Raw genomic sequence first — 24044 nt, forward strand, 5'->3', positions numbered from 1 at the left:
TGGAGCGAGGTTTTCCAGTCCAGGCCCGCGCCCAGTTGGGCGGCCCGTTCGAGAGTCGGCCCGACCAGCCTCAAGACCACATCCCTGGTGTCCTCCAGGCCGTGGCTGATGTAGACCGCGCCGAGCAACGCCTCCAGCGTGTCGGACAGGATCGAGTCTTTGTCGGCCCCGCCGGTCGTGGTCTCGCCGCGGCCCAGCAACACATAGTTTCCGATGCCGATCCCCCGCGCGACCCGCGCCAGGGCCCGTTGCGAGACCGTCGCCGCGCGCATCTTCGCCAACTCGCCTTCGGGGAGATCGGGGTGCGCGCGGTACAGGTGCTCGGTCACCACCAGGCCGAGGATCGAGTCCCCCAGGAACTCCAGCCGCTCGTTGGTGGGGATGCCGCCGGCCTCGTGCGCGAAGGAGCGGTGCGTCAACGCCAACACCAGCAACTCGGGGTCCAGGTCGACCCCAAGCCCGTCCGCCAGCCGCCTGGCCGCCTCCGGTCCGTGAGCCGCCGGCTCGTTCATGCGCGTGCGGCCCCGCCGTCGCGGCAGGCGGCCGCCCGGCCCGGCGCGGCCGTCTCCGCCGGAGCGGCGCAGCGCCTGGTCGGCGTGCCGCCGACCATGGTGGGCATGGGACTAGGCCTCAAACTCGCTGCGCTCGGCGGCGGCGTAGTAGCGCCCCTTGTAGGTCCCGCAGGTCGGGCAGGCCGTGTGCGGTCGTGTCGGCGCGCCACAATGTGGACAAGTGGTCAGCGTGGTCGCGCTGGTCTTCCACTGGGAGCGGCGGGTCCGGGTGTTGGCCCGCGAGGTCTTTCGCTTTGGAACAGCCACGGCTAAATCTCTTCTCTTTCGTCTTCCAATATTTCTTCCAGTGCGGCCCAGCGCGGATCCACCAGCCGGTGGCCGTGCTCCGGTTCGTCCGCCAACCGGGCGCCGCATTCGGGGCACAGCCCCTCGCAGTCTTCCCGGCACAGCGGGCTGAACGGCAGCGATAGCACCACCGCGTCCCGGACCGGGCCGTTCAGGTCGATCAGGTCGTCGACCACCGCGAAGTGGTCGTCGTCCCGCGACCCGCCCGCCTGGGCCGCCGCCCAGGTCCGCTCGGGGTATTCGAACAGTTCCTGGAAAGTCGCCTCGACAGGCAGTTCGACCGCCTCCAGACACCGCCCGCACTCACCCCGCGCGGTCGAGCGCGCCGTCCCGGTGGCGAGCACCCCCTCCAGCACCGATTCGAGCAACAACTCGACGCTCACCGGTTGGCCTTCGGGAATGCCCATCACCTGGGTGCCGATCACCGCCGGAGCCTCGAAATCAATCGTCACCTGCTTGGACGTGCCGGGCTGACGGCTCAGCGATTGGACTGAGTACGTCAGTTCCGGCGCTAACGCAGCACTTGGTTCAGGCATGTATCAGGATGTTTTCGAGGTCGGCAAAGGTCACGGCTCCGCCGGACAGGCTGAACCGACCTGCCAGTCTACTGCACGCCCCGGCCGCGCCCAAACGCGCGGGCTCGCGCTTCCGCGATGGCGCGGCCGCCCGCGCCTGGCGCGCGGCGCGGGCGGCAACCGGCCGCTACCACGCTTTGCCGATTACCGCGCTATTCGTGGTAGCATGGCCAGGTATAGCGGCGGTTGACCGCGGGCGGGTAGACGCCGGCGGCGCCGCCTCGGAACTGGGGGAAAAGATGAACAAGCTGTGTCTGGCCGCCGGCCTGGCGGCACTTGCTATCTTGACAGCCTGCGGCTCGAAAGAGTCGGCCCAGCCCGAGCCCACACCGATCGGGCCGGAAGAGGCCAGGCAGGCCGCAACCGCCGACCAGTTTGCCGACTGCTTGACACAGGCCGGTGTGCCGGTTTCGGTTGGCACCTCGCCTGACGGCCAAAAGGACGTCGAACCTGTGGGCAACGGCGAGTTGGTCGTCATCTCCATGGGGGGCGGGGGAGGTGAAATTGGCGGCGACTATCCGTCTGAGGCCGCCTGGAAAGCCGCCCGCCTCGCGGCCGCGGACCTGGTCAAGGCCCACGACCCATATCAGGCCGCCGCGATGTCGTGGGCCAGCGAAGGCGAGTTGGAGGCGCTTGGCGGCCCGGACCCGGACGCGCGGTACCTGATCATCGGTACCACCGACCACACCGACGCCTTTGTAAAGTGCCTGGACCAGACCGGCTACCAGCCTTCGACCTACGCCGGCGATCCGAAGGAAATCCTCAGGACACACCAGCGGGAGGCAGAGGCGGCCGCGAAATGGGCCCAATGCGCCCGCGAGAACGGCTATCCCGGCGTCAAGGACCCTCCGGCGCCGGTGCTCGGCGACAGGACCGTGCCCACGGCTGTCTTGCCCGCGAGCATCACCGAAGCCGACCTAAACGCGCTGCTGGACCGGTGCCCCAACTTCGACATGGCCGCGCAACAAGCGTTCAACGACGCGATGGAGGCCTTGGGCGCCAACCCGCCAGAGGACGAATGGCAGCGCGTGTGGGATGAGTACGCCGTGGTCGCGCCCAGCATCGGATTTGACGCTCCCGGCTGGGACGGAACCGACGCCGACAGCGGCCCGGCGCCCGACGCGGCGACCCTGAAACACCTCCAAAGCCTGCGCGAGGTGCTGAACGCCCGCTTATCGTGGAACCAGGAGTCAGTCCCCGCGCCGCACGCCACCTAGACCCGTCCCGCCGCCCGCGTCGATCCACGCGGGGAGGTCGGCCGGACTGATCCGGACGAGGCCCGGAATGCCATCGAAGTCGCCGTCTGGGGTGATAACGGCGTCCAGCCCGTGCAAGAGGGCCGTGGCCGCATGCACCGCGTCGCGGCCGCGCGCGGCTCCGATGCCCGCCAAGCGCAGAGATTCCGCCAAGACCGCCCGGTCGAACGGCTCCAATCGCAGCAGCTTCGACAGCTCCGAGGCCTCCCCGGCCGCGCCGGACGGGTCGCCGTGGCGGCGCAAGCGGTGGAAGGCGAACTCCTGGACCAACTCGACCGACGCGACGGCATCGAAGGCCCGTGCCGCCGCCAGTTCCAAAACCCTAACGCACGCGGGCTTCAAAGCGTGCTCTCCGCCTAGCGCCAGCAAAGGCACCGCCGTGTCCAGCAGCGCGCTCGGCCTCACAGCGAGGAGCCCGGCAGGTGGGAATCGTGCTTGTGCCGTGTCCACTGCTTGAGTGTCAACGGGCTGGCGGACGCCCCGGCCTCGGACCGGTGGCCAGCGGCCAGCAACCGCTCCAGAGCGGCTTCGCCCGCATCCCGTGCGAGATCCCGCGCCACGGCGCTGCGGACGAGCGCCCCCACAGTCCGCCCTTCGCTGGCGGCCCGCGCGGCCAGTTCCCCGTACATGTCTTCCGCGAACAGCACGTGCACGCGCCTTGTCAATGTGCGCATATGATCAGGTTAACATGCGCATCTAGCGCACGGCACCGGGCCCGTAGCCGGATCGTGGCCGAACGGCTTGGCCCGCCGCGAAACACGGGCTGCCGCTCAGGTCCATGCCGTAGATCCGCTCGGCTCAGGCCGCCAGGCGGGAATAGCGCTGGCGGGCGGCCTCGCCCGAGGCGTCGGGCCCGTAAGCCTCGAATCGGGCGGCGCGCCCGCGGCATTCTGAAGAATCTCCTCTACGCTGCGTGGCGCGGAAACCACCTCGTGAGCTTTCTCCTGGTTGGCATGGCGTGAACGACAACCGGGCCTTCGGCGTCCTCGGCGGTCACGTGGCGAGGCGTCTGAACGCCTGGGCCAACGCCTCCGCGACGGCCGGGGTGACATAGGCGGAGACATCGCCGCCGTGGCGCGCGACATCCTTGACCAGAGAACTTGAGATGTGGCCCCAGCTTGGGGCCGCCGGCAGGAAAACCGTCTCGATGCCCGTGAGCTCCTTGTTGACCAGCGCCATCGGCTCTTCCTTCCCCAGGTCGTGGCCCCCACGCAGGCCTTTGACGATCGCCACTGCCCCGAGGTCGCGGCAGAACTCCGCCAGCAGGCCGGGCACTTGGGCCACCGTCACGGACGGCAGGGCCGCCACGCTGTCCTCGATCAAGGCGATTCGCGTTTCCACGGGCAGCAACGTCCGCTTGGCGGAGTTGACGCCAACTCCGACCACGATCCGGTCGAACAACCCCGCCGCCCGGGCGATCACGTCGCAGTGCCCCAAAGTGATCGGGTCGAATGAACCCGGCGCCACCGCCAGTCTGTCCGTCATGAGATCTCCGTTTCGCTCGGTTCTGAGGCGGCGTTCGGTTCTGGGCCGCCGTTCGGATCCGGGACGCCTTGCGTTGGCTCGGCGCCTGCCAGAAACGCGGCGCCGCCCGCGCTCGCCGCCCGGCAGCCGCCAGCGGCGGTTGGACGCGGCCGCGGGGCGCCCTCTCGCGCCCTCGGCGCCTCGGCCAAGTGCAAGACGGTCTCGCCGTATTTCCGCACGCCAATATCCTCCCAGGTCGCGGGCCAACTGGGAGCGGCCGTCCGCGCCGAGCGCTCAACCACCACCAGGGCGCCGTCCGCCAGCCAACGCGGCCCGGCCCCGGTGAGGTTGGACCCCTGGGCCAGACTGGTCAACATGGCATCGAGCGCTGGCGGTGGCAGGTCATACGGCGGGTCTGCGAAAACCAGGCCGAAGGGAGCGGGCAACCCCCGGGGGGGCGGCCGGCCTAGGAGTTTCTCAACCCGCCCGGACACCACCGCCAGCTTGCCGGACACCCCCAGCGCGGCGGCATTGGCTCTAATGGCGCGCACGGCCTGCGCGCCGGATTCGACCGCCGCCGCGGCGGCGGCGCCCCGGCTGAGGGCCTCCAGCGCGAGCGCCCCGGAGCCGGCGTACAAGTCGAGGACCCTGAGCGTCGCCCAGCCTGGGGACCCGCCGAAACGGGCCTGGAGCAGCGAGAACAAGGCTTCGCGCACGCGGTCGGAAGTGGGCCGCGTGAGGCCCGGCGGCACCTTGAGCGAGCGCCCGCCCGCGCTGCCCGCCACGATTCGAACCATCTCAGCCCCGTTCCAGGTAGTCTTCGCGGCCCGCCAGCAAGGCGTCCACGGCTTTCCTCAACGCGGGATGCCCGGCCAAGTCCGGGTCGGCGCCCACCACCGCCTGGGCCGCCTCGCGCGCGTCGGCGATCAGCGGCTGGTCGGTGGTCAGGCGAACCAGTTTGAGCGAGGAGCGCCCGGACTGGCTGTCCCCCAGGATCTCGCCTTCCCGCCGGGTCTCCAAGTCGACCTCCGCCAGTTTGAAGCCGTCGCGGGTCTGCTCCATGGCCGCGAGGCGCCGCGCGGCGGCGCTGTCCGGCTCCGCCTCCGAGACCAGCAGGCAGACGCCCGGATCCTTGCCCCGGCCGATGCGCCCCCGCAGCTGATGCAGCTGGGACAGCCCGAACCGGTCCGCGTCCAAGACCACCAGGGCGGTGGCCTCCGGCACGTCGATCCCGACCTCGATCACTGTGGTGGCCACCAACACGTCGACCTCCCCCCGCTGGAAGGCGGCCATGGTCTGGTCTTTCTCCTGGCTGGTCATCCGGCCGTGCATGGGCGCCAGCCTGACCCCCGCCAGAGCCGGGTTGGCCCGCAGCTCCGCCAGGGTCTGGCTGACCGAGGCGAGCGGCCGCTTGCCGCCCGGCTGGCTGTCGCCGGTCGCCCAGGCCGCGCCGGCCAGGCCCGCCTGCGCCCATCCGCCGTTGGCCGGGCCGCCTTCGGCTCCGGCGTCCCCGGCTGATCGGCCGGTTCCTCCGGGCTCCAAGGACGCGCCCGGCGCCGTCCCGGCGGCCTCCGCCTGCGCGGCGCTTCCCCGGCGCCTCGTCCGCGCCGAATGGGCCGGGACCGTTTGCGCGCCCGGCACCGCGAACGCGAGTTCGCCCTGGCGCGGCGCGTCGTCGGGGACCAAGTCGGCACCGGCCTCGACCTCGCCCGGCTCGATCGACGGGCACACGACGAACCCGCGATGGCCGGCCGCCACCTCCTCTGCAAGGCGTCGCCAGACCCGGTCCAGCCAGCGCGGGCGCTCCTTCGGGTTGACCCAGGTGGTCGCCACCTCGGGGCGGCCGGGGGGGCCGTCCCCCAAAGTGGTCACGCCCAGGTCCCCGAACACGGTCATGGCCACGGTGCGGGGTATGGGCGTGGCGGTCATGACCAACAGGTGCGGCCGGTCCCCCGCCCTGGTTCTGAGGACGTCGCGCTGCTCAACCCCGAAGCGGTGCTGTTCGTCCACCACCACCAGGCCGAGGTCGCGGAACTTGATGCTCTCCTCCAGCAGCGCGTGCGTGCCGACCATGATTTGGGCGCTGCCGTCCGCGACCTCGCCCTGTAGCGAAACCCTGGCCTTGGCGGGAACCGACCCCGTCAGCAACCGGACGGCCACATCCGCGCCGCCACCGGGCAACCTGGCCAGAAGCTCCTCGATGGTCCGGTAGTGCTGGGTGGCGAGGACCTCTGTGGGGGCTAGGAGCGCGGCCTGACCGGCGGTGCCGACCACCTGGAGCATGGCCCTGAGCGCCACCACGGTCTTGCCGGAGCCGACGTCGCCCTGCAACAACTCGTTCATGGGGCGGTCCGTCGCCAGGAGGCCGGCCAGTTTCTCGCCAGCCCGGCGCTGCGCCGGCGTGAGCTCGAAGGGCAGCACGGCGTCGAGGCGCCCGACCAGGCTGGCGGGGCGGTCCGTGCCGGGCAGGGGGCGGGGCTTGGCGGCCGCGCCGGTCGCCAACTGGTGGCGGCGCCGCGCCAGCCCCGTTTGGAGCACGAACGCCTCTTCGAAGCGGAACCGGCGGCGGGCCGCCTGCCACTGGCTGGGCCCGGCCGGGTTGTGGATGTCCCAGAACGCCTTCCCAAGGCCCGGCAGCTGGCGCGCGGCCAATACCGCCTCCGGCAGCGGGTCGGTTGGAGCGTCATCGCCCAACGCTTTGAGCGCGGTGCGGATGGCGCTCTGCAACTGGGGCGATTGGACGCCCGCCACCGCCGGGTAGATGGGGATCAGGCGGTCCTGGAAGCGCGGGTCTTGGTCCCGCAACTCGTCCTCCCAGACCACCTCCGGGTGGACCAGCTGCTGGCGGTTCCGGTAGAGGCTGACCTTGCCGGTGAACAGGCCCATCCGGCCGACCACGTACTGGCGCGTGTAGAACTCGACCAAGTGCCACTTCTTGAGGAAGAACGTCAGGCCCAGTTGGTGGTCGCCGTCCGTGAGCTGGACGGCCACCAGCCACTGGGTGCCGCCTTTGATTTCCCGCACCGACGCGGAGGCGACGCGGGCGTTGATCGAGACGACCTCGTCCAAGCGCAGGCCGCCCATGTCGGTGGGCACGCGCGGATCGTCATACCGCTTCGGATAATGCCTGAGCAGGTCGCCCACGGTCTTGACGCCGGCCCCGGCCAGCTTCTTGCCGCCCCGGCCGACGACCCGTTCGATCCGCGCGGCCAGGTAGGCGTCCGCGGAGTTGGGCGCCACCGACGCCGCCGCGCGTCCGGCCGGCCGGGCCACCCCAACGGAAACTTCCACGCCTGCCAGGCTATAACGACCCTCCGACACCGTGGGCGGACTGGACAATCGAGGCATTGCGTATTACGGTTTGTTGATGAACGTGCGTTTCACGGTGTCTGCTCGCAGGCATGACGTCTCGCTCCGCGACGCGGCCGCCGCGCTCGCCGGAGCGGTGGTGACGGTCACGGCGCTGGACGGCGAGGACGACAAGTGGCTCGCCTTAGGCTTCGACACCGCCGGCCGCCTGCTCGAGCTGGTGGGCTACGACCTGGACGGCGGCGCCGTGCTGGTGGTCCACGCCATGAAATGCCGCGCGTCCTACTACCGCCTGATCACTGGAGGTGACAGCAAGTGAGCGAATACCGGACGGCGACGGGTCGGCTGATCGGCGCGGCCGAGGTCGAAGCGGCAGCCCGCCAGGCCGAACGCGGATACGAGCCGGAGCAACTGGATTCCCTGCCGCGCAAGCGCGGACGCAGGCCCACAGTCGGGGAAGCTGCGGCCGCGGTTGTGCCGATTCGCCTGGACCAAGCCCGCGTTGACGCGATAGACGCGCGCGCGGCCCAACTCGGCACCACTCGCAGCGACTTCATCCGGGACGCCATCGACCGCCGCCTGGCAGCGGCCTGACGCCCCAAGATGGCCGCCCAGGCCGATGACGCGCTCGATCCGCGCGGCCAAGCGGGCGTCTGCGGGGTTGGGCGCCGCCGACGTCAAACACCCATGCCGGAACGCGCCGGCCGCCGGTTGGGCACGGCCCGCCTTGATGCGCTAGCATGTCCAGGTTGCCTCCGCGCCTTGGCGCGGGACCAATCCACACCCTTCAGGAGTTTCATCGTGGCTGCCAAGTGCGAAATCTGCGGCAAGAAGCCGGGCTTCGGCTTTAGTGTGTCCCACTCGCATCGCCGCACCAAGCGGCGTTGGAATCCCAACATCCAGCGCGTGCGGGCGAAGATCAACGGGACGCCGCAGCGCCTCAACGTCTGCACCAGTTGCATCAAGGCCGGCAAGGTCACCCGCTAGCCGCAACTCATTTGGCCCGGACCGCCTCAGGCGGGTCCGGGCCTTTTACTGCGCCCACGTCCGAAGACGCTCAACGCACCAGCCAGGTCCGGACTCCCGCCGGCTCATAGGCGCTCCCGGCGAGCCAACCGTCCACCTGGCTTGAACGTCCCCGTTCGTTAGGCGAAATGGTCCCAGCCCGCAGTTTGGGGGTTCCAGCCCGCGATTTCCACGCCCGGTCCGTTTGGGCCCGGTTCCGACACTTTCCCGATGCCGTGCCAGCCCCCCGGCAAACCAGCCCCGGCCGGGAACGTGGCCAAGAAGGCGTGGTCCTCTCCCCCAGCCAGCACCCAGTCGCGTTGGTCGGCGCCCAGCGCCCGGGCCAGGGGCGCCCACCGGGCCATGGACCCCGCCAGCGCGGGGCTGGACGGGTCGACCGCCGCCCGCACCCCGCTGGCCTTCGCCAGCCGGCCCGCGTCTTTGGCCAGCCCGTCCGAAATGTCTATCATGGCGGTGGCCCTGCCCAGAGCCGCCCGTTTGCCCAAGTCAAGCGGCGGGTCGGGGCGCAAGTAGGCGGCCACGGCGGCCTTCGCCAGAACTTCCTCCGCAATCCGCTCGGATTCCTCCCCCTTGGCCGCCAGCCAGGCCAGCCCCGCCGCTGAGCCGCCCAAAGCCCAAACGGGGGTGGAGCCGGGAGGCGTGGCGACGGCATCGGACACCGCCAGCACGTCGCCCGGCCGGGCGCCGAAGCGGGTGACGGGCTCCCGGCCCTCCAAGTCCCCCACCACGGTGCCGCTGGCGACCAAGACCGGGGCCGACGACAGGTCGCCGCCAACCACCCCGACCCGCCAACGGCGGCAGTAAGCGCCCAGGCCGCGGGCGAAATCGGCCCCCCATTCGCCGCCCAGGGCGGCGGGCGGGCCCGCCACGGCGACCACCAGCCAGCGCGGCACGGCGCCCATGGTGGCGGCGTCGGCCAAGTTCTGGGCGGCCAGCCGCCAGCCCACGTCGAAGCCGGCGGACCAGGCGGAGCGGAAATGGACGCCCTCGACAAGGATGTCGGTGCTGATCGTGGCGCGGCCGTCGGCAAGGGCGAGGACGGCCGAATCGTCGCCCGGGCCCAGCAGGGCCCCCTCCCCCGGGGGCAGGTCGCGGGTGAGGGCCGCGATCAGGGCGTCCTCGTCCACGGCGGCTAGCGGAGCCCGACGGGGCGGCTCAGGGCCAGCTCGATCAGCTCCCCCACCAGGTCGGAGTAGCTCAGGCCGGAGGCCAGCCACATGCGCGGGTACTGCGAGATCGGGGTGAAACCGGGCATGGTGTTGATCTCGTTGATCACCAGCGGGTCGGCGGCGGTCGGATTGTAGAAGAAGTCGACCCTGGCCAGGCCCTCCGCCCCGATCGCGCGGAAGGCGCGCGCCGCCATGTCCTGAACCGCCGTCAGCACGTCCGGCGGCAGGTCGGCGGGGCACAGCAGATCCGCGCCGGCCGCGTCGAGGTACTTGGCCTCGAAATCATAGAAGTCGTGGCCGCCCCTGACCACGATCTCCGAAGGCAGAGAGGTCCGGGGCACCCCGCCTCCGGGCGACCCGAGCACGGCGCATTCGATCTCCCGGCCGTCGGCGGCCTGCTCCACCAGGACGCGCGGATCGCACCGGCGCGCCTGTTCGACCGCCTCCTCCAACTGGCCGGCGCGGTCCACTCTTGAGATGCCGAGCGAGGAGCCGGCCCGGCACGGTTTGACGAAAACCGGCCAGCCCAATTCCCCAATCCTGCAGGCGGCCAGGCCGTCGGCCGGGGACTGGTCGGGCCCCAGGACAACATAAGGCTGGACGGGCAGGCCGTGGGCCTCCAGAACGCACTTTGCATACCCCTTGTCCATGCCGAGCGCGCTGGCCAGGACCCCCGCCCCGACATAGCGCTGGTCGGTCAGCTCCAGCAGCCCCTGAATGGTCCCGTCCTCCCCGAACGGGCCGTGGAGCAATGGGAAGACCACGTCGATGGGACCCAGGGGGGCGAGGGCGCCGTCGCCGCCCACCAGGCGCCATTCTGCGGAGCCGGCGTGGGCGGGAGGCAGCACCTCGGGGCCTTCGCCCGAAACCTCGGGGAGGCGGCCGTCCGCCGCCCTCAACGGCCCCGGATCGTCCGGGGCCAGCGACCACCGGCCCGCGCGGGTGATCCCGATGGGCACTGGCTCAAACCGGTCCCGGTCGATCGCCTCCATGATCGACCCGGCCGTCAAACAGCTAATCGAATGCTCGCCGGAGCGACCGCCAAACAGAAGGGCCACCCGGATACGCGGGGCGCGGGTCTCAGTCATCGCCATCAAGGCTACCCGTCGGCATGTGTCCGGGAGGTTGCCGCGCCAGCGCCGGTCAGGGGTTTGCCGGGAGCCGGCGACCCGCCTTTGCCCAAAGAAACGGGGACGGTACCTTTTTCCGGCTTGCCGGAAAAAGGTACCGTCCCCGTTTCTTGGTTACTTGTCGACCGTCTTGCGGGACTTCAGGACCTGGTCGATCATCCCGTATTCCAGGGCCTGTTCGGCGGTCAGGATTTTGTCCCGCTCAATGTCGTCCCGGACCTGCTCCGGCGTCCGGTTGGAATGCTTCGCGATGGTGTCCTCCAGCCATTGGCGGATCCGCAGGATCTCGTTGGCCTGGATCTCAATGTCGCTGGCCTGGGCGTAGGCGCCGCCCTCGAAAGCCGGCTGGTGGATCAAGACGCGGGCGTTCGGCAACGCCAGGCGCAGGCCCGGCGTGCCGGCGGCCAGCACCACGGCGGCGGCGGAGGCCGCCTGGCCCAGGCAGACCGTCTGAATGCGCGGGGTGATGTACTGCATGGTGTCGTAAATCGCGGTCAAAGCCGTGATCGAGCCGCCCGGCGAGTTGATGTACATGGTGATGTCGCGGTTCGGGTCCTGCGACTCCAACACCAGCAACTGCGCCATGATGTCGTCCGCCGAGGCGTCGTCGATCTGCACGCCCAGGAACACGATCCGGTCTTCGAACAGCTTCGCGTAGGGGTCTTGCCGCTTGAAGCCGTAGGGCGTGCGCTCCTCGAAAGAGGGCAGCACGTACCTGGCCTGGGGCGTGGGCGCGGCGCGGCCGCCAAAGGCCAACGGCGCCAAAGAGCCGTAAGTCGAGCGCGGGTCAATGCCGGTCATGACTGCTCCTCCCCTGAGGCCTTCTTCTTCGACTGGGCCCGGACGACCGCCTCATGGGTCACCACCTTGTCGATGAAGCCGTAGTCCAGCGCCTCGGTGGCCGTGAACCAGCGGTCCCGGTCCGAGTCCCGGTTGATCTCCTCGACCGTCTTGCCGGTCTGCTGGGCGATCAGCTCCGCCAACTGGCGCTTCATGTGCAAGATCAACTGCGCGTTGATCCGGATGTCGGTGGCGGTGCCGCCAATCCCGCCGGATGGCTGGTGCATCATCACCCGCGCGTGCGGGGTCGCGTAACGCTTGCCCTTCGCCCCCGAGGACAACAGGAACTGGCCCATTGATGCGGCCATTCCGACCGCCACCGTGGCCACGTCCGGCTTGATGTACTGCATGGTGTCGTAGATCGCCATGCCGGCCGTGATCGACCCGCCCGGGGAGTTGATGTAAAGGTAGATGTCGCGCTCCGAATCCTCCGCCGCCAGCAGCATCATCTGGGCGCAGATCGCGTTCGCGTTCTCGTCGCGGACCTCGCTGCCGAGCCAGATGATGCGTTCTCTGAGCAGGCGGTTGAAGATCGAATCGCTCAATCCCATGCCTTGGCCGTCGGGCGCGGCCAGCGTCGGGGACTCCAAGCTCATTGCGGACTCCTGAGTGTTGAGTTGTCTTTTCAAGTCACGACCCTAACGCGCCGGGCCCGCGCTTGCTTTCCGGCGCGACCCCGTTTCGCTACGGGCGTGGAAACCGGGGCGTCCCAAACGTTGCCCGATGCCGTTTGGCCACCCAAACGGCATCGTCCAACGTTTGGCCTTTGGGCCCGTCAGGCGCCTTCTTTGTCGCCCAGGGCGAGCGCCTCTAAGTCGATGGCGACTTCCTCGATCAGCGCGTCGTCCGCGAGGTCGCCGTCTTGGAGCAGGTCGCCGTCCAGCGCGGCTAGGTCCTCCCCCAGCTGGTCCACCACCGGCGCCGCGAGGCGGGCCTTGACGTCGATCGCCTGGCCGTCCGCGTCTTCGACCGCGATCTGTTTGAGCGCCTCGACGGCGGCCTTGTTGCGCAGAAGTTCGGCGTAGAAGTGCGGCAGCTCGCCGGACCGGACGGCGGCGTTCAAGAACTCGGTCGGGTCAATCCCGTAGCGGAGCGCCATCGGCACCACGAACCGCACCAACTCGCGTTGGTCGGCCGTCACCTCGAAGTGCTTGACCAGGGCGTCCATCAACAGTTCGGTGCGGATCGCCTTGGTCGAGTCGGCTTTGTACTCCGCCAGCGCGTCCTTGTCCTCCTTCGACTTGCCGTCCCGTTCGAGACGGGCCTCGGCGTCTTTTTCAACCACGCCGCCGGGGGCGGGGAAGTCGAGCGTCTCGAGCAGGTGGTCGATCAGCTTGTCCTGCGCCTGGACTATTTGGTCGCGCTCAGCCTGCTGGTCGGCTTCCCGGCGCAGGTCGCCCCGCAGCTCTTCGATGGTGTCGAATTCGCTGGCCATCTCCGCGAACTCGTCATCCGCGACGGGCAACTCGCGCTCTTTGACGGCGTCCAGCTTGACGGTGACCAGAGCCTCCTCGCCTTCGCGGTCCCCGCCCGCCAGGGGCGAGTTGAAGGTGGTGACCTCGTCCGCGGAAAGCCCGTCCAGCGCCTCGTCAAGCCCCTCCAGCATGTTGCCGGCGCCGATCTGGTAGGAGATCCCCGACACCGAGTCGATCTCCTTGCCGTCGATCTCGGCTCTGAGGTCGATCGTCACAAAGTCGCCGTCCTGCGCGGGCCGGTCCACCGTCTTGAGCGAGGCGAACCGCTCCCGCAACCCGTCCACCAGGCGGTCCACGTCTTCGTCGCTCGCTTGCGCCAAGCCCACCTGGACCTTGACCTTGGTCAGATCCGGAATGGCGATTTCCGGGCGGATCTCGACCGTGGCCGTGAACTCGAACTCCGGCTCCGCAGCGGCCGGGTCCGGCTGCTTGGACAGGTCCACCTCCGCCTGGGCCATGGGCGCCAGGTCGTGCTCTTGGAGCGCGCTGCGGTACCAGTCGTTCAGCGAGTCGTTGATCGCCTGCTCGATCACCGCGCCCCGGCCGACCCGCCGGTCGATGATGGTGGCGGGGACCTTGCCCGGCCTGAAGCCGGGGACCGAAATCTGACCCGCGATCTCCTTGTACGCCCGCTCCAGCGCGGGTTTGAGGTCGTCCGGTTCGATTTCGACGGTCAGCTTGACCTTGGTCGGCTCAAGCGATTCGACGGCGCTTTTCACTTCGATTTCTCCTGGGAATGACTAGCTGGCGCCGCGCTTGTGCCCGGCGGCGCATAGAGCCCGCCTAGTCTATCCGCTCAGCAGTGGAGACACGGCCGCGGCGTCCAGGCGGTCCGGGACGTGGGGGAGCCCCGGAACGCGGTCAGACCGCCGGGGCCGTGCTCCACCTGGACAAACGCCCGGGCTGGCGCCCGCATTCCGCTTCTCGCCCGGTTGCGCTGAGGGCGATCAGCCAGACCAGCTCGGCACCGCTTTCGTCAGCGGACCACCGGGGACTCTGGGGCCGTCACGTCGATCGACTCCACGTTCGGCTGCTTCATCAGGATCTGGACCGCCGCGGCCTTGACCGGCACGTTCGAGGAGTCGCCCCAAAGCACCTGGATGCCGCTGTTCAACGTCAACGCGACCGTGTCCTCGGTTTCGGCGCCAATCGACGCCACCTCCGCCGTCAGCCATTCGGGCAGGGACGCGGCCACGCGCAGCACCGACTCGACCGTCCGCCGGTTGCCCTCCGTCAAAGGCACGGCGATCACCGGCAGGCCCTCGGGGGGCTGGTCAACTTGCGCCACCGGGTTCGCCTCCGCGTCCAGCAGCAGGTAGCCCTCGCCATCCGGCACGGCGGCGGCCGGCAGGCGCGGCTCCAGACGCACGTCCAGGCCGGTGGGCCACGCCCGCGTCACCGTGGCCGTCTTGACGGCGGACAACGCCATCAGGCGCTGCTCGATCTGTTTCGGGTTGAGCCGCACCAGCGGCACGCCCACATCCTTGGCCAGGACCTTCGACACCTCCCCCCGGTCGATCCAGCCGCTCAGCCCCGCCACCGCGATGTCCCCCTCCCGCACCGCGAACACCGGCGAGAACCACAACACGGCCGCCGCCCCGGCCGCCGCCGCGATGGGGACCAGCCATTTCATCGCCCGCGCCACGGCGGCCCAGCGGGCGGCCCGCCGCCGCGCCCGGAAGGCGTCCCGGCTCCGCTGGGCGGCCAGTTCGGCCGGCGTGGGGCCGGGGGCGACCTCCCGCCCGTTCGCCTGGGCGCGGTCGACTGGGCGTGGGCCCCTGGGCCCGCGGTCCGTCCGGCCAACCGCCGGCCTTGCGCCGGGCTGGTCCGGCGCGGCCGCCCGGCCCCGGCCAGCGGGCAGGTCGGTCAAGTCGGCTGGCGCCGGGCCGAAGCCCAGCCATGCGGCCAGGCCCATCAGCCGCGGGCTTCCAGTTCGGCCAGGATGGCCGGCCCCAGTTCCGTGACGTCCCCGGCCCCCATGGTGAGCACGATGTCGCCGGGCCGGGCCGCCCGCGCAATCAGCGCCGGGACCGCCCCCCGGTCGCGCGCCCATTCCGCCCTGCCCTTGGGCAGCGCGGCGGCTATCAGGCCCGAATCGACGCCGGCGACGGGCTCCTCCCGCGCGCCGTAGACGTCGAGCAGCCAGACCTGGTCGGCGCCGGCCAGCGCTTGCCCGAAAGCCCGCGCGAATTGCTTGGTCCGCGAATACAGGTGCGGCTGGAAGAGCACCAACACGCGGCCGGCGCCGACGCGCTCCCGCGCGGCCGCCAAAGTGGCGGCGATCTCCGTCGGGTGGTGCGCGTAGTCGTCGACCACGGCCACGCCGCCAGCCCGCCCGCGCTCCTCGAACCGCCTGGCAGTCCCGGCGAAAGCCGCCAAGCCGGCCCGCGCCCGCTCCCGGTCCGCGCCCAGCCACTCGGCGGCCAGCCCCGCCGCCTCCGCGTTGAGCGCCAAGTGACGCCCGGTCAGGCCCAGGTCTGACCATCCGCCGCCGGCGCCGTAGGCGATGATCTCCGGCGGTTCCGGCCGCGCCGCCACATGGTCCATCAACGCGCGCGCGCCCTGGTCGCACTCGCAGGCGATCAGACAGCCGCCCGGCAAGATGCGGTCGGCGAAGGCCGTGAAAGCCTCAAGATACGCCTCCCAACTGGGGTAATGATCGCCGTGGTCGAGTTCGACGTTGGTCACCACCGCCACCAGCGGCGCGTAGTTCAAGAAAGACCCGTCCGATTCGTCGGCTTCGATCACCATCACGTCGCCCGCGCCCAGGCGCGCGCCCGATCCGCGCCCGATCAGCTCCGAGCCGACGGCGTACGACGGGTCGAACCCGCCCGCCTCCAGGGCCGCCACGGCCATAGCCGAGGTGGTGGTCTTCCCGTGGGTGCCCGCCACCGCGATCAGACGTCGTTGGTTCGCGATCGCCGCCAGCGCCTGCGAACGGTGCTGCACGGTCACGTCCGGCCTGGCCAGCGCGGCGGCCAGTTCCGCGTTGTCCGGCTTGATCGCGCTGCTCACCACCAGGCGGTCGATTCCGTCCAGATGCTTCGGGTCGTGGCCCACGCAGGTGGCAACCCCGAGGGCGGCCAGGCGAGCCAGGGTGGCCGAATCGCGCCCGTCGCAACCGGACACGCGCCCGCCCCGGCCAAGCTCCAATTCGGCCACGGCGGCCATGCCGACTCCGCCCACGCCCATCAGGTGAACCGCCTCGCTCATGGCCGGGCCACCGCCTCGACCAGGTCGGCCAGCCGCTCGGCGCCGTCGCGGATCGCCACCGTGGCGGCACCGGCGGCCATGCCCGCCAACCGGTCCTGGTCGAACAGCAGGCCGACCAGGTTGTCCGCCGCCCAGGCACCGAACTCGGCGTCCGCCACAAGGTTCGCCCCCCCGGCTCCGACCAGCCCCGCGGCGTTGAGCCGTTGTTCGCCGTTGCCGACGGGCAACGGCACCAGGACGCTTGGCAGGCCGGCGCAAGCCAGCTCGTGGACCGTGCCCGCCCCGGCCCGCTGAACCGCCAAATCGGCGGCGGCCAGCGCCAACTCCATGCGGTCCAAGTACTCCAGGACGTGATACCGCTGGGTGCCGTCAAGCCGCGCCACCGACTGCCGCACCGCCTGGCCTTTGCCCCGGCCGGTCAGGTGCAGCACTTGCGCCCCCGCCGCCAGCAGCGCCGGGGCCACTCCCGCCAGGGCCTGGTTGAGGCTGGCCGCCCCCAGGGATCCGCCCGCCACCAGCAAGGTCCGGCGGTCCGGGTCCAGGCCCAGGATGGCCTGCGCCTCGGGCCGCAGCGCGGCCCGGTCCAGCCGAGCCAACTCGGGTCGCAAAGGCATTCCAACCAATTCGGCGCCCGGCAGCGCCGTGTCCGCGAACGCCACCCCGACCCCGGCGGCGCGGGCCGCCCCCCAGCGGTTGGCGAGCCCCGGCCTGGCGTTGGCCTCGTGGACCACGATCGGCACGCCCGCCTTGGCGGCGACCCGGTAGGCGGGGGTGGCGACATACCCGCCGAAGCCCACCACGGCATGGGGCTGGAAGTCGCGGAACAACTGGCCAAGCGACGTGACCGCCCGCCGCCACAGCATTGGGAACCGGACGGCGTAGGCACCGGGGCGGCGCGGCAGCGGGGCGCGGGGTATCACCACGAGCTCCACGCCGGCGTCCGGAACCAGTTCCGCCTCTATCCCCTCGGCCGTGCCCACGGCCCGCAATTCGACGTCGCCGTGGCGACGGCGCAGTTCGCGCGCGGTCGCCAGCAGCGGGCCAACATGGCCAAAAGTGCCGCCCCCGGCCAGCACCAACCTCACGATCCGCCTCCGCCGCGGGCGCCCCGGACGGACCGGGCCGCCCGGCCCGGCGCGCCGCCGTCAGTCACCGCCGCCACCCGGCTGGCCCGCCGCGAGCGAACCCTCAGGGCGTTCTTCACCTCCGGATCGGTCCGCATCAGCCCAAACACCACCCCAATGGCGGCCAAACAGGCGATCAACGCCGACCCGCCGGCGGAGACGAACGGCAACGGCACGCCGATGACCGGCAGCAGCTTGATCACCATGCCGATGTTGATCAGCGCCTGACCCTCTATCCAGCAGCCGATCGTCCCGACCGCGATCTGCACGGACCGGTCCGGGTGCAGACGCACCACCTGGAACAGCCCGAAACCCAGCAACCCGAACAGCACCAGCACGGTCAACGTGCCGACCAGGCCAAGCTCCTCGCCGATGATCGCAAAGATGAAATCGGATTCCGCTTGCGACAGGTAGGCCCACTTGCCCCGCGAGGCGCCCAGGCCCGCGCCGAACCAGCCGCCGGACGCCAGCGAGTATTCCGCCTGGCGGATCTGCCAGCACTGGTCCGCCAGCTCCTCGCAAGCCTCCGGGTTGTAGGCCACCATCAGCCGGTTGAGCCGGTGCGAGGCGCCAATCACGATCGCCACCCCGACCGCGCCCAGCGAGCCCGCCAAGAACGCCAATTTGGACCAGGGCACCCCGGCCAACACCAGGGCGCCGAACGCCATCAGCCCAATCACCAGCGCGGTGCCCGCGTCGTCCCCCTTCAAGACCAGGCCCATCCCGATCGCTATGCCGATCAGCCCCGGCACCACCAGTTCCGACCATTTGGCCAGCACGTCCTTCTTGTAGGACAGCACCGAGCCGAGCCACAGGGCCAAGCCGAACTTGATGAACTCGGACGGCTGGATGGTTGTGAAACCCAGGTCCAGCCAGTTCCGGTTGCCGAACTCGCCGCGGCCAAGCGACGTGAACACGACCAAGCCCTGCAGCGCCAGGGTGGCGAGCAGCGCGCTCCAGGCCACCGCCCGCCCCAGCAGGCGGTGGGTGTGGGCCAGCACGGCGCCGGCCAGGACCCCGATCCCCGCGAAAGCCGCCTGGTCAATCCCGGCCTGGTACGGGTTTTGGCCTTGCGCCAGCGCCGCGATGGTGTGCGCGGACATAGTCATGAACAAGCCGATCACGGTCAGCAACGCCACCGAGATCAGGATCATCAGGTGGGCGGTGCGCAGCGAATGAAGCCTCTCAGGCGACATTGGCGCCCCCCAGCCGCGCGACGGCGTCCGCGAATTGGCGGCCGCGATCCGCATAGGACTCGAATTGGTCCATTGAGGCGCCGGCCGGGGCGAGCAGGACCGAATCGCCCGCGTCGGCGAGGCCCACGGCCGCCTTGACCGCCCGGTCCATCACCTCGGGGCCGGGCTCCACTTCGACCACCGGCACTTGCGGCGCCCGCCCGGCCAGGGCCGTCGCCAAAGCGGCGTGGTCCAGGCCGATCAGCACCGCCCCTTTGAGGCGGTCGGCGCGGTCGGTCACCAGCGTCTCGAAAGTGGCGCCCTTGGCCAGACCGCCGGCAATCCAGACGACCGACCCGGCCGGGAAAGAGGCCAGGGCCGCCGCCGCCGCGTGGGCGTTGGTCGCCTTCGAATCGTCCACGAACCGCACCCCGCCCGCCGCGCCTACCTTGGCCAGCCGGTGGGCCCCCAGGTGGAAACCGCTCAACGCGCCGCCGATCGCGTCCGGCGGGGTCCCGTAGGCCAACGCCAGAGCGCTGGCGGCCAGGGCGTTGGCCGCCAAGTGCGGCGCCACTCGCCCGTCTGGCCCGGCCAAATGGTTCAAGTCGTCAAACGAGGCCAGGGCCTCGGCGTGGCGGTAGCGCCGCTCGGAGAAGGCCCGGTCCACCAACAAGCCGTCGACCACCCCCAGCTGCCCCAGCCGGGGGGCGCGCAAAGTGAAGCTGACCGGGCGGGCCGGCCGGGCGGCATCGGCGGCTTTGGCGGCTTTGGCCAAGCGGGCCGCGCCCAAGTCGTCCGCGTTGTAGACCAACGCGTCTTGGACCCCGTGCCAGACGCGCGCCTTGTCCGCCGCATACGCCTTGCGGGAGCCGTGCCAGTCAAGGTGGTCGGGGGCCACGTTCAGGACCACGCTCGCCAGCGCCCGCATCGAGTGGGTGTGATGCAGCTGGAAAGACGACAACTCGACGGCGAAAACCTCCACGTCCTCCGCGAGCACGGCGGTGACCAGCGGGTCGCCCACGTTTCCGGCCGCCCGCGCGGTGGCGCCGCCCGCTTTCAACATGGCCGCGAGCATTGAGACGGCGGTGGTCTTGCCGTTGGTGCCGGTGACCGCCAGCCACGGGGCGGCGGGGTTGGCCCGCAGCTGCCAGGCCAGTTCCACCTCCGACCAGATTGGCAGCCCCGCCTCCCGCGCGGCCCGCAGCAAAGGCGAGGACGGCGCCCAACCGGGCGACACGACCAGCAGGTCCAGGGTCTCCAGTTCGACCTGGTCGGGTCGCCGGGCGCCGTCCGCCACGTCGTCGATCAGGCAGAGGTCCGCCCCCAGCGGCTCCAAGGCGGCCGCCGCCGCCCGCCCGGACACGCCCAGCCCGGCTATCCCGACGCGGCGGTCTTCGAAGATCATCTGGCCACCACCCATTCCGCGTAGAACAGCCCCAGGCCCACGGCCACGAACAGGGCGGAGATCAGCCAGAAGCGGATGACGATGGTCACCTCGCCCCACCCCGACAACTCGAAGTGGTGGTGCAGGGGCGCCATCTTGAAGACCCGTTTGCCGCCCGACAGCTTGAACCATCCGATCTGGATAATGTCGCTGGCGGCCACCAACACGAACAGCCCGCCGATGATCGCGGCCAGCACCTCGGTCCGGGTAACGATCGAGAGGCCCGCGTAGGCGCCGCCCAGGGCGAGCGCGCCGGTGTCCCCCATGAAGATCGCGGCCGGATGGACGTTCCACCACAAGAAGCCCAGGCAGGCGCCGGTGATGGCCGCCGCGACCATGGCCACGTCCAACGGATCGCTCATGACATAGCAATGGGCGATCGAGTCGACCTCCCCGCACAAGTTGGAGATCCCCCACAAAGCCACGATCACGTAGGCGGCGAAGACCATGGCCGAAGCGCCGGTCGCCAAGCCGTCCAGGCCGTCTGTCAGGTTGACGGCGTTGGTCCACGCGGTGATGAGGAAGTTGGCCCACAGGACGAACAGGATTATCCCGAGCGTCCGGCCCGCGAACGCCAGGTCAATCGAGGTGTCCCGCAAGAACGAAACCTTGAACGAGCCGGGAGTCCAGCCCGACCGGCCCGGCAGGTTGATCGCCAGCAGCGCGAAGGCGACGCCCACCGCGCCCTGGCCGGCGAACTTCCAGACGGGCCTCAGGCCCAGCGAGCGTTGGCGGGAAATCTTGATGAAATCGTCCACGAAGCCGACCAGGCCCATGCCGACAAAGAGAAGCAGCACCAGCAGCCCGGCCGGGCGCGGCGTGCGCGCCAGGATCAGATCCGCCCCGAGGTAGGCCACGACGGCCGCCAGGATGATCACCACCCCGCCCATGGTCGGGGTGCCCCGCTTGATGTAGTGGGCCGTGGGGCCGTCTTGGCGGATGAACTGGCCAAAGGACTTCTTGACCAGGAGGCGGACGAACAAGGGCGTGCCGAACAGCGCCAGCACCAAGGCCAGCGCGAACGAGTACAGAATGTTCAGCATTGGGCGTCTTTCCCGATCAGAGAATCGGCCACCTTCCACAAGTCGGTGCCGTGGGAACCCTTGATCAAAATGAACTCCTGGCCTGCGATTGACTGCAAGTGGCCGGCTAGGCCGGCCACATCTGGCCAAAACTCTATGGCTTTGCCAGCCAATCCGTTGGATGCCGCGCCCGAGGCGATGTTCTGGGCGCCCTCGCCCACCACGATCAACCGTTCCAAGCCCGCCCTTCCCGCCAGCCGTCCAATCCGGGTGTGTTCGGACGCCCCGTCTTTGCCCAGTTCCCGCATCTCCCCCAGGACCGCGATCGCGCCCCGGCCCGCCTGTTTGGCCAGGCGCGACAAGGTCTCCAGGGCGGCGGCCATCGACTCGGGGTTGGCGTTGTAGGAATCGTCCACCAAAGTGGCCCCGCCCGGCAGGTCGACCAACGCCATCCGGTGCGGGCTGGCGGCGGTGACGCCGTCCAGCGCCTGCGCGGCCTGTGGCAATGGAATGCCCGCGGCCACCGCCGCCGCCACCGCCGCCACAACGTTGATCGCCAGGTGCCGCCCCACCAGCCCCGTCTCGATCCGCGCCGAATGCCGAGCGTCCTGGTCCGCCACGGTCAAGTGCAGCCGTCCGCTGGGGGCCAACCCGCGCCTGAGGCCGCGAATTCGGGCCATGTCGTCAAAGCCGAAGGTGATCAGTTTCTCCGGCGCGCCGAAGGCCATGGCCCGCACCAACGGATCGTCCATGTTGAGGACGGCCGTGCCGGACGGGGTCAAGCCGGCGAGCAATTCGGCTTTGGCCCTGGCGATGGCTTCCCGCGAGCCGAACTCGCCGAGGTGGGCTTTGCCCACGCCGAGCACCACGCCCACGTCCGGCGGTGCGATCCGGGCCAGCGCCGCGATCTCGCCCTCGTGGTTGGCCCCCATCTCCACCACGACGAAGGCCGTGTCCCGGCCCGCCTTGACCACCGTCAGCGGGACGCCCAGGTGGTTGTTGAACGAACCCTCGGCCGCCACCGTCGGCCCGGCCGTGGCGGTGACACGCGCCAGCAAATCCTTCGTGGTGGTCTTGCCCGTGGAACCCGTCAGGGCGATCACCGTCATGTCGCGCGCCGCCACCCGGGCCCGGCGCAGGGCGAGTTCGGCCAAGTGGCCAAGAGCCGCCACCGGGTCTTCGACCAGGGCAATGGGTCCCGGCACGGCCTGGCCCACCACCGCCACCGGGGCGCCGGCCGCGACGGCCTGGCCCACAAAGTCGAGGCCGTTGGCCTTTTGCCCCGGCAGCGCCACGAAAACCGCGCCCGGGCCGGCCAGGCGGGAGTCGATCACGACATCGGTCAGAACGGCCGCGCGGTCCACTTCGGGGCTGAGTTCAGCCCCAATCGCGGTGGCCAAGCCGACCGGGTTCCACGGGATCATTGACTGCCTTCCGTCTTCGCTGCCAGTGCCTGCCGGGCCTGGACCGGATCAAGGTGGGGTTTGAGCTCCCCACCGTAGTCAATCGTCCGTTCGTGGCCCTTGCCGAGGATCACCACAGTATCGGCCCCGCCGGCTTCGGCGACCGCTTGCCCGATGGCGTCCGCCCGGTCCGCCACTTCCCTCGCCTTCGCGCCGGCCCCGGCCAGGAGTTCCGCGCGAATCGCGGCGGGGTCTTCGCCGCGGGGGTTGTCGTCGGTGATGAAGACCAAGTCCGCTCCGGCGGCCGCCGCGCGGCCCATGGACCCCCGCTTGCCGTGGTCCCGGTCCCCGCCGGCGCCCAGCACGGCGATCAGCTTTCCGGCGGTGTGCGGCCTGAGCGCGGCCAGCGCTTTGGCGACCGCGTCCGGGGCGTGGGCGTAGTCCACCACCACCAGGGGGGCCCCAGCCGGTCCGGGGACCACCTCCATCCGGCCCGGCACCGAACGGACCGCCGCCACACCGCGCGCCGCCGCTTCGGCCGCCACACCCAAAGCCATGGCGCTGACCAGCGCCAACGCCGCGTTGGCCACGTTGAACGCGCCCGGCAGGGCGACTTCGGCCGGCAGCAGCACGCCGTCTGGGCCGCTCAGCAGGAAGCGGGCCGCGCCGGGCGCCGCCGGCTCCGGCAGCGCCAGCCAGTCGGCGGGCGGGACGGCGGAGAGCGTTTCTACTGGGATCCCGGCCTGACGGGCCAACCGCCGCCCCCACTCGTCCTCCAGGTTGACCACCCCGCGCCGGGCGTGCCCGGACGCGAACAAGGCCGCCTTCGCGGCGAAGTATTCCTCCATCGTGTGGTGGTAATCCAAGTGGTCGCGCGTCAGATTGGTGAAGGCGACCACGTCAAAGCGGAACCCGTCCACCCGGTGCTGGGCCAGCGCGTGGGACGACACCTCCATGACGCAGGCGCGCACCCCCCGTTCGACCATCGCCGCGAAGGCGGCCTGCAGCGCGGGCGCCTCCAGCGTGGTGCGGGCGGACGGCAACTGTTCGCCGTCAATCCGGGCGGCGATCGTGCCGAGCAGCGCCACCCGGCCGAAATGCTCCGCCAACGCCCCCTCCAGCAGGTGGGCCGTGGACGTTTTGCCGTTGGTCCCGGTGACCCCGACCAACGCCAAGCGGCGCGCGGGATGGCCGTAGAACCAGGCCGCGAAACCGCCGAGTTTGGCCCGGACGTCCTCGGTCACGATCCGAGGCGTGTCCGGCGCCAGCAGGGCCTCCCCCGCCGCGTCGGTCAGTACCGCGCGGGCTCCCGCCGCGAGCGCGGCGCGCGCGTGGCGGGCGCCGTGGGTCTTGGCGCCCGGCAAAGCCACGAACAGATCCCCCGGCGCCACATCGGCGCTGGCCAGGGTGAGGCCGGCCAGGGCGACCGGCGCCCCGGCGTCCGGGCCTCCTGACCGGTCAGACCCGGCCGCGCCGAAGCCAGCCAGACGGGCCCCCGGCAACTGGGCGGCGGCATCGGGCAACAAAACCTGGCGGGCGGCGGACGGACGCAGCACGGGCTT

Annotated in this window: 25 protein-coding genes; 4 read left to right on the top strand and 21 right to left on the bottom strand. The window is 70.7% G+C overall.

Features of this window, described 5'->3' with window-relative positions; all coding sequences use genetic code 11:
- The 3 genes from LBC97_13285 to LBC97_13295 all read right to left on the bottom strand — a co-directional run.
- The coding region (locus tag LBC97_13285; GenBank protein ID MDR2566998.1) for a ribonuclease III at positions 1-512 on the bottom strand (512 nt) is incomplete at its 3' end.
- Positions 513-623: 111 nt separating this feature from the next.
- Positions 624-818, bottom strand: coding sequence for a 50S ribosomal protein L32 (rpmF, locus tag LBC97_13290; protein ID MDR2566999.1), 195 nt, complete (start codon positions 816-818; stop codon positions 624-626).
- A 2-nt stretch (positions 819-820) separates the two neighbouring features.
- On the bottom strand, positions 821-1393 hold the full coding sequence (locus tag LBC97_13295; protein MDR2567000.1) for a YceD family protein: 573 nt from the start codon (positions 1391-1393) through the stop codon (positions 821-823).
- 278 nt (positions 1394-1671) lie between these two features.
- On the opposite strand from LBC97_13295, the gene LBC97_13300 reads away from it, so the two are divergent.
- Positions 1672-2649 carry a hypothetical protein gene (locus LBC97_13300; GenBank protein MDR2567001.1) on the top strand — a complete coding sequence of 326 codons (978 nt, stop codon included), beginning with the start codon at positions 1672-1674 and terminating at the stop codon, positions 2647-2649.
- Here LBC97_13300 and LBC97_13305 read toward each other — a convergent pair.
- The 5 genes from LBC97_13305 to LBC97_13325 all read right to left on the bottom strand — a co-directional run bounded on the left by LBC97_13305 (position 2623) and on the right by LBC97_13325 (position 7443).
- A complete protein-coding gene (locus tag LBC97_13305; GenBank protein MDR2567002.1) occupies positions 2623-3093 on the bottom strand; it encodes a type II toxin-antitoxin system VapC family toxin in 471 nt (156 codons plus the stop codon). The genes LBC97_13300 and LBC97_13305 overlap by 27 nt on opposite strands.
- Positions 3090-3362: a hypothetical protein gene (locus LBC97_13310; protein MDR2567003.1), complete on the bottom strand. Its 273-nt coding sequence runs from the start codon at positions 3360-3362 to the stop codon at positions 3090-3092. The genes LBC97_13305 and LBC97_13310 overlap by 4 nt, the downstream gene beginning before the upstream one ends.
- 319 nt (positions 3363-3681) lie before the next feature.
- Positions 3682-4173: a pantetheine-phosphate adenylyltransferase gene (coaD, locus tag LBC97_13315; protein MDR2567004.1), complete on the bottom strand. Its 492-nt coding sequence runs from the start codon at positions 4171-4173 to the stop codon at positions 3682-3684.
- Positions 4170-4949 carry a 16S rRNA (guanine(966)-N(2))-methyltransferase RsmD gene (rsmD, locus tag LBC97_13320; protein ID MDR2567005.1) on the bottom strand — a complete coding sequence of 260 codons (780 nt, stop codon included), beginning with the start codon at positions 4947-4949 and terminating at the stop codon, positions 4170-4172. The genes coaD and rsmD overlap by 4 nt, the downstream gene beginning before the upstream one ends.
- A gap of 1 nt (position 4950) precedes the next feature.
- The gene (locus LBC97_13325; GenBank protein MDR2567006.1) at positions 4951-7443 is read right to left on the bottom strand and encodes an ATP-dependent DNA helicase RecG; all 2493 of its coding nucleotides are present in this window, start codon (positions 7441-7443) and stop codon (positions 4951-4953) included.
- Between the two features lie 76 nt (positions 7444-7519).
- On the opposite strand from LBC97_13325, the gene LBC97_13330 reads away from it, so the two are divergent.
- The 3 genes from LBC97_13330 (at position 7520) to rpmB (ending at position 8448) form a co-directional block, all read left to right on the top strand.
- Positions 7520-7780 carry a hypothetical protein gene (locus LBC97_13330; GenBank protein MDR2567007.1) on the top strand — a complete coding sequence of 87 codons (261 nt, stop codon included), beginning with the start codon at positions 7520-7522 and terminating at the stop codon, positions 7778-7780.
- Positions 7777-8055: a ribbon-helix-helix domain-containing protein gene (locus LBC97_13335; protein MDR2567008.1), complete on the top strand. Its 279-nt coding sequence runs from the start codon at positions 7777-7779 to the stop codon at positions 8053-8055. Before LBC97_13330 ends, LBC97_13335 begins: the two co-directional genes overlap by 4 nt.
- Before the next feature lie 207 nt (positions 8056-8262).
- Positions 8263-8448, top strand: coding sequence for a 50S ribosomal protein L28 (gene rpmB / locus LBC97_13340; protein MDR2567009.1), 186 nt, complete (start codon positions 8263-8265; stop codon positions 8446-8448).
- Positions 8449-8606: 158 nt separating this feature from the next.
- Here rpmB and thiL read toward each other — a convergent pair whose 3' ends face one another.
- From thiL to LBC97_13405, 13 genes are all read right to left on the bottom strand, one after another.
- The gene (gene thiL, locus LBC97_13345; protein ID MDR2567010.1) at positions 8607-9614 is read right to left on the bottom strand and encodes a thiamine-phosphate kinase; all 1008 of its coding nucleotides are present in this window, start codon (positions 9612-9614) and stop codon (positions 8607-8609) included.
- Positions 9615-9619: 5 nt separating this feature from the next.
- Positions 9620-10744, bottom strand: a complete 1125-nt coding sequence (locus tag LBC97_13350) for a D-alanine--D-alanine ligase (protein MDR2567011.1) — start codon at positions 10742-10744, stop codon at positions 9620-9622.
- A 156-nt stretch (positions 10745-10900) separates the two neighbouring features.
- Positions 10901-11587 carry an ATP-dependent Clp protease proteolytic subunit gene (locus tag LBC97_13355; GenBank protein MDR2567012.1) on the bottom strand — a complete coding sequence of 229 codons (687 nt, stop codon included), beginning with the start codon at positions 11585-11587 and terminating at the stop codon, positions 10901-10903.
- Positions 11584-12177 carry an ATP-dependent Clp protease proteolytic subunit gene (locus LBC97_13360; GenBank protein ID MDR2567013.1) on the bottom strand — a complete coding sequence of 198 codons (594 nt, stop codon included), beginning with the start codon at positions 12175-12177 and terminating at the stop codon, positions 11584-11586. Before LBC97_13360 ends, LBC97_13355 begins: the two co-directional genes overlap by 4 nt.
- 224 nt (positions 12178-12401) lie before the next feature.
- The gene (gene tig, locus LBC97_13365; protein MDR2567014.1) at positions 12402-13820 is read right to left on the bottom strand and encodes a trigger factor; all 1419 of its coding nucleotides are present in this window, start codon (positions 13818-13820) and stop codon (positions 12402-12404) included.
- 257 nt (positions 13821-14077) lie between these two features.
- Entirely contained in the window at positions 14078-15016 is a 939-nt protein-coding gene (locus tag LBC97_13370; protein MDR2567015.1) for a cell division protein FtsQ/DivIB, read from the bottom strand.
- A complete protein-coding gene (locus tag LBC97_13375) occupies positions 15016-16314 on the bottom strand; it encodes a UDP-N-acetylmuramate--L-alanine ligase (GenBank protein MDR2567016.1) in 1299 nt (432 codons plus the stop codon). The genes LBC97_13370 and LBC97_13375 overlap by 1 nt, the downstream gene beginning before the upstream one ends.
- Positions 16311-17399, bottom strand: a complete 1089-nt coding sequence (locus tag LBC97_13380) for a UDP-N-acetylglucosamine--N-acetylmuramyl-(pentapeptide) pyrophosphoryl-undecaprenol N-acetylglucosamine transferase (protein ID MDR2567017.1) — start codon at positions 17397-17399, stop codon at positions 16311-16313. The genes LBC97_13375 and LBC97_13380 overlap by 4 nt, the downstream gene beginning before the upstream one ends.
- Positions 17396-18634 carry a putative lipid II flippase FtsW gene (locus LBC97_13385; protein MDR2567018.1) on the bottom strand — a complete coding sequence of 413 codons (1239 nt, stop codon included), beginning with the start codon at positions 18632-18634 and terminating at the stop codon, positions 17396-17398. Before LBC97_13385 ends, LBC97_13380 begins: the two co-directional genes overlap by 4 nt.
- Positions 18624-20018 carry a UDP-N-acetylmuramoyl-L-alanine--D-glutamate ligase gene (gene murD, locus LBC97_13390; protein ID MDR2567019.1) on the bottom strand — a complete coding sequence of 465 codons (1395 nt, stop codon included), beginning with the start codon at positions 20016-20018 and terminating at the stop codon, positions 18624-18626. Before murD ends, LBC97_13385 begins: the two co-directional genes overlap by 11 nt.
- Positions 20015-21100, bottom strand: coding sequence for a phospho-N-acetylmuramoyl-pentapeptide-transferase (mraY, locus tag LBC97_13395; GenBank protein ID MDR2567020.1), 1086 nt, complete (start codon positions 21098-21100; stop codon positions 20015-20017). Before mraY ends, murD begins: the two co-directional genes overlap by 4 nt.
- Entirely contained in the window at positions 21094-22503 is a 1410-nt protein-coding gene (locus tag LBC97_13400; protein MDR2567021.1) for a UDP-N-acetylmuramoyl-tripeptide--D-alanyl-D-alanine ligase, read from the bottom strand. Before LBC97_13400 ends, mraY begins: the two co-directional genes overlap by 7 nt.
- Positions 22500-24038 (bottom strand): UDP-N-acetylmuramoyl-L-alanyl-D-glutamate--2,6-diaminopimelate ligase, encoded by a 1539-nt coding sequence (locus LBC97_13405; GenBank protein ID MDR2567022.1) that lies wholly within the window; start codon positions 24036-24038, stop codon positions 22500-22502. Before LBC97_13405 ends, LBC97_13400 begins: the two co-directional genes overlap by 4 nt.
- Positions 24039-24044: the final 6 nt, after the last annotated feature.

This window comes from Bifidobacteriaceae bacterium (genome assembly GCA_031281585.1).
In the GTDB taxonomy this organism is placed as follows: Bacteria; Actinomycetota; Actinomycetes; order Actinomycetales; family WQXJ01; genus JAIRTF01.

Bases quoted from the DNA above. Each gene is read 5' to 3' on its own strand.
- LBC97_13360 (MDR2567013.1), bottom strand. From the start codon at position 12,177: ATGGGATTGAGCGATTCGATCTTCAACCGCCTGCTCAGAGAACGCATC.
- LBC97_13355 (MDR2567012.1), bottom strand. From the start codon at position 11,587: ATGACCGGCATTGACCCGCGCTCGACTTACGGCTCTTTGGCGCCGTTG.
- LBC97_13300 (MDR2567001.1), top strand. From the start codon at position 1,672: ATGAACAAGCTGTGTCTGGCCGCCGGCCTGGCGGCACTTGCTATCTTG.
- coaD (MDR2567004.1), bottom strand. From the start codon at position 4,173: ATGACGGACAGACTGGCGGTGGCGCCGGGTTCATTCGACCCGATCACT.
- LBC97_13310 (MDR2567003.1), bottom strand. From the start codon at position 3,362: ATGCGCACATTGACAAGGCGCGTGCACGTGCTGTTCGCGGAAGACATG.
- LBC97_13400 (MDR2567021.1), bottom strand. From the start codon at position 22,503: ATGATCCCGTGGAACCCGGTCGGCTTGGCCACCGCGATTGGGGCTGAA.
- LBC97_13350 (MDR2567011.1), bottom strand. From the start codon at position 10,744: ATGACTGAGACCCGCGCCCCGCGTATCCGGGTGGCCCTTCTGTTTGGC.
- LBC97_13295 (MDR2567000.1), bottom strand. From the start codon at position 1,393: ATGCCTGAACCAAGTGCTGCGTTAGCGCCGGAACTGACGTACTCAGTC.
- LBC97_13330 (MDR2567007.1), top strand. From the start codon at position 7,520: ATGAACGTGCGTTTCACGGTGTCTGCTCGCAGGCATGACGTCTCGCTC.
- LBC97_13385 (MDR2567018.1), bottom strand. From the start codon at position 18,634: ATGTCGCCTGAGAGGCTTCATTCGCTGCGCACCGCCCACCTGATGATC.
- mraY (MDR2567020.1), bottom strand. From the start codon at position 21,100: ATGCTGAACATTCTGTACTCGTTCGCGCTGGCCTTGGTGCTGGCGCTG.
- rsmD (MDR2567005.1), bottom strand. From the start codon at position 4,949: ATGGTTCGAATCGTGGCGGGCAGCGCGGGCGGGCGCTCGCTCAAGGTG.
- murD (MDR2567019.1), bottom strand. From the start codon at position 20,018: ATGATCTTCGAAGACCGCCGCGTCGGGATAGCCGGGCTGGGCGTGTCC.
- LBC97_13370 (MDR2567015.1), bottom strand. From the start codon at position 15,016: ATGGGCCTGGCCGCATGGCTGGGCTTCGGCCCGGCGCCAGCCGACTTG.
- LBC97_13375 (MDR2567016.1), bottom strand. From the start codon at position 16,314: ATGAGCGAGGCGGTTCACCTGATGGGCGTGGGCGGAGTCGGCATGGCC.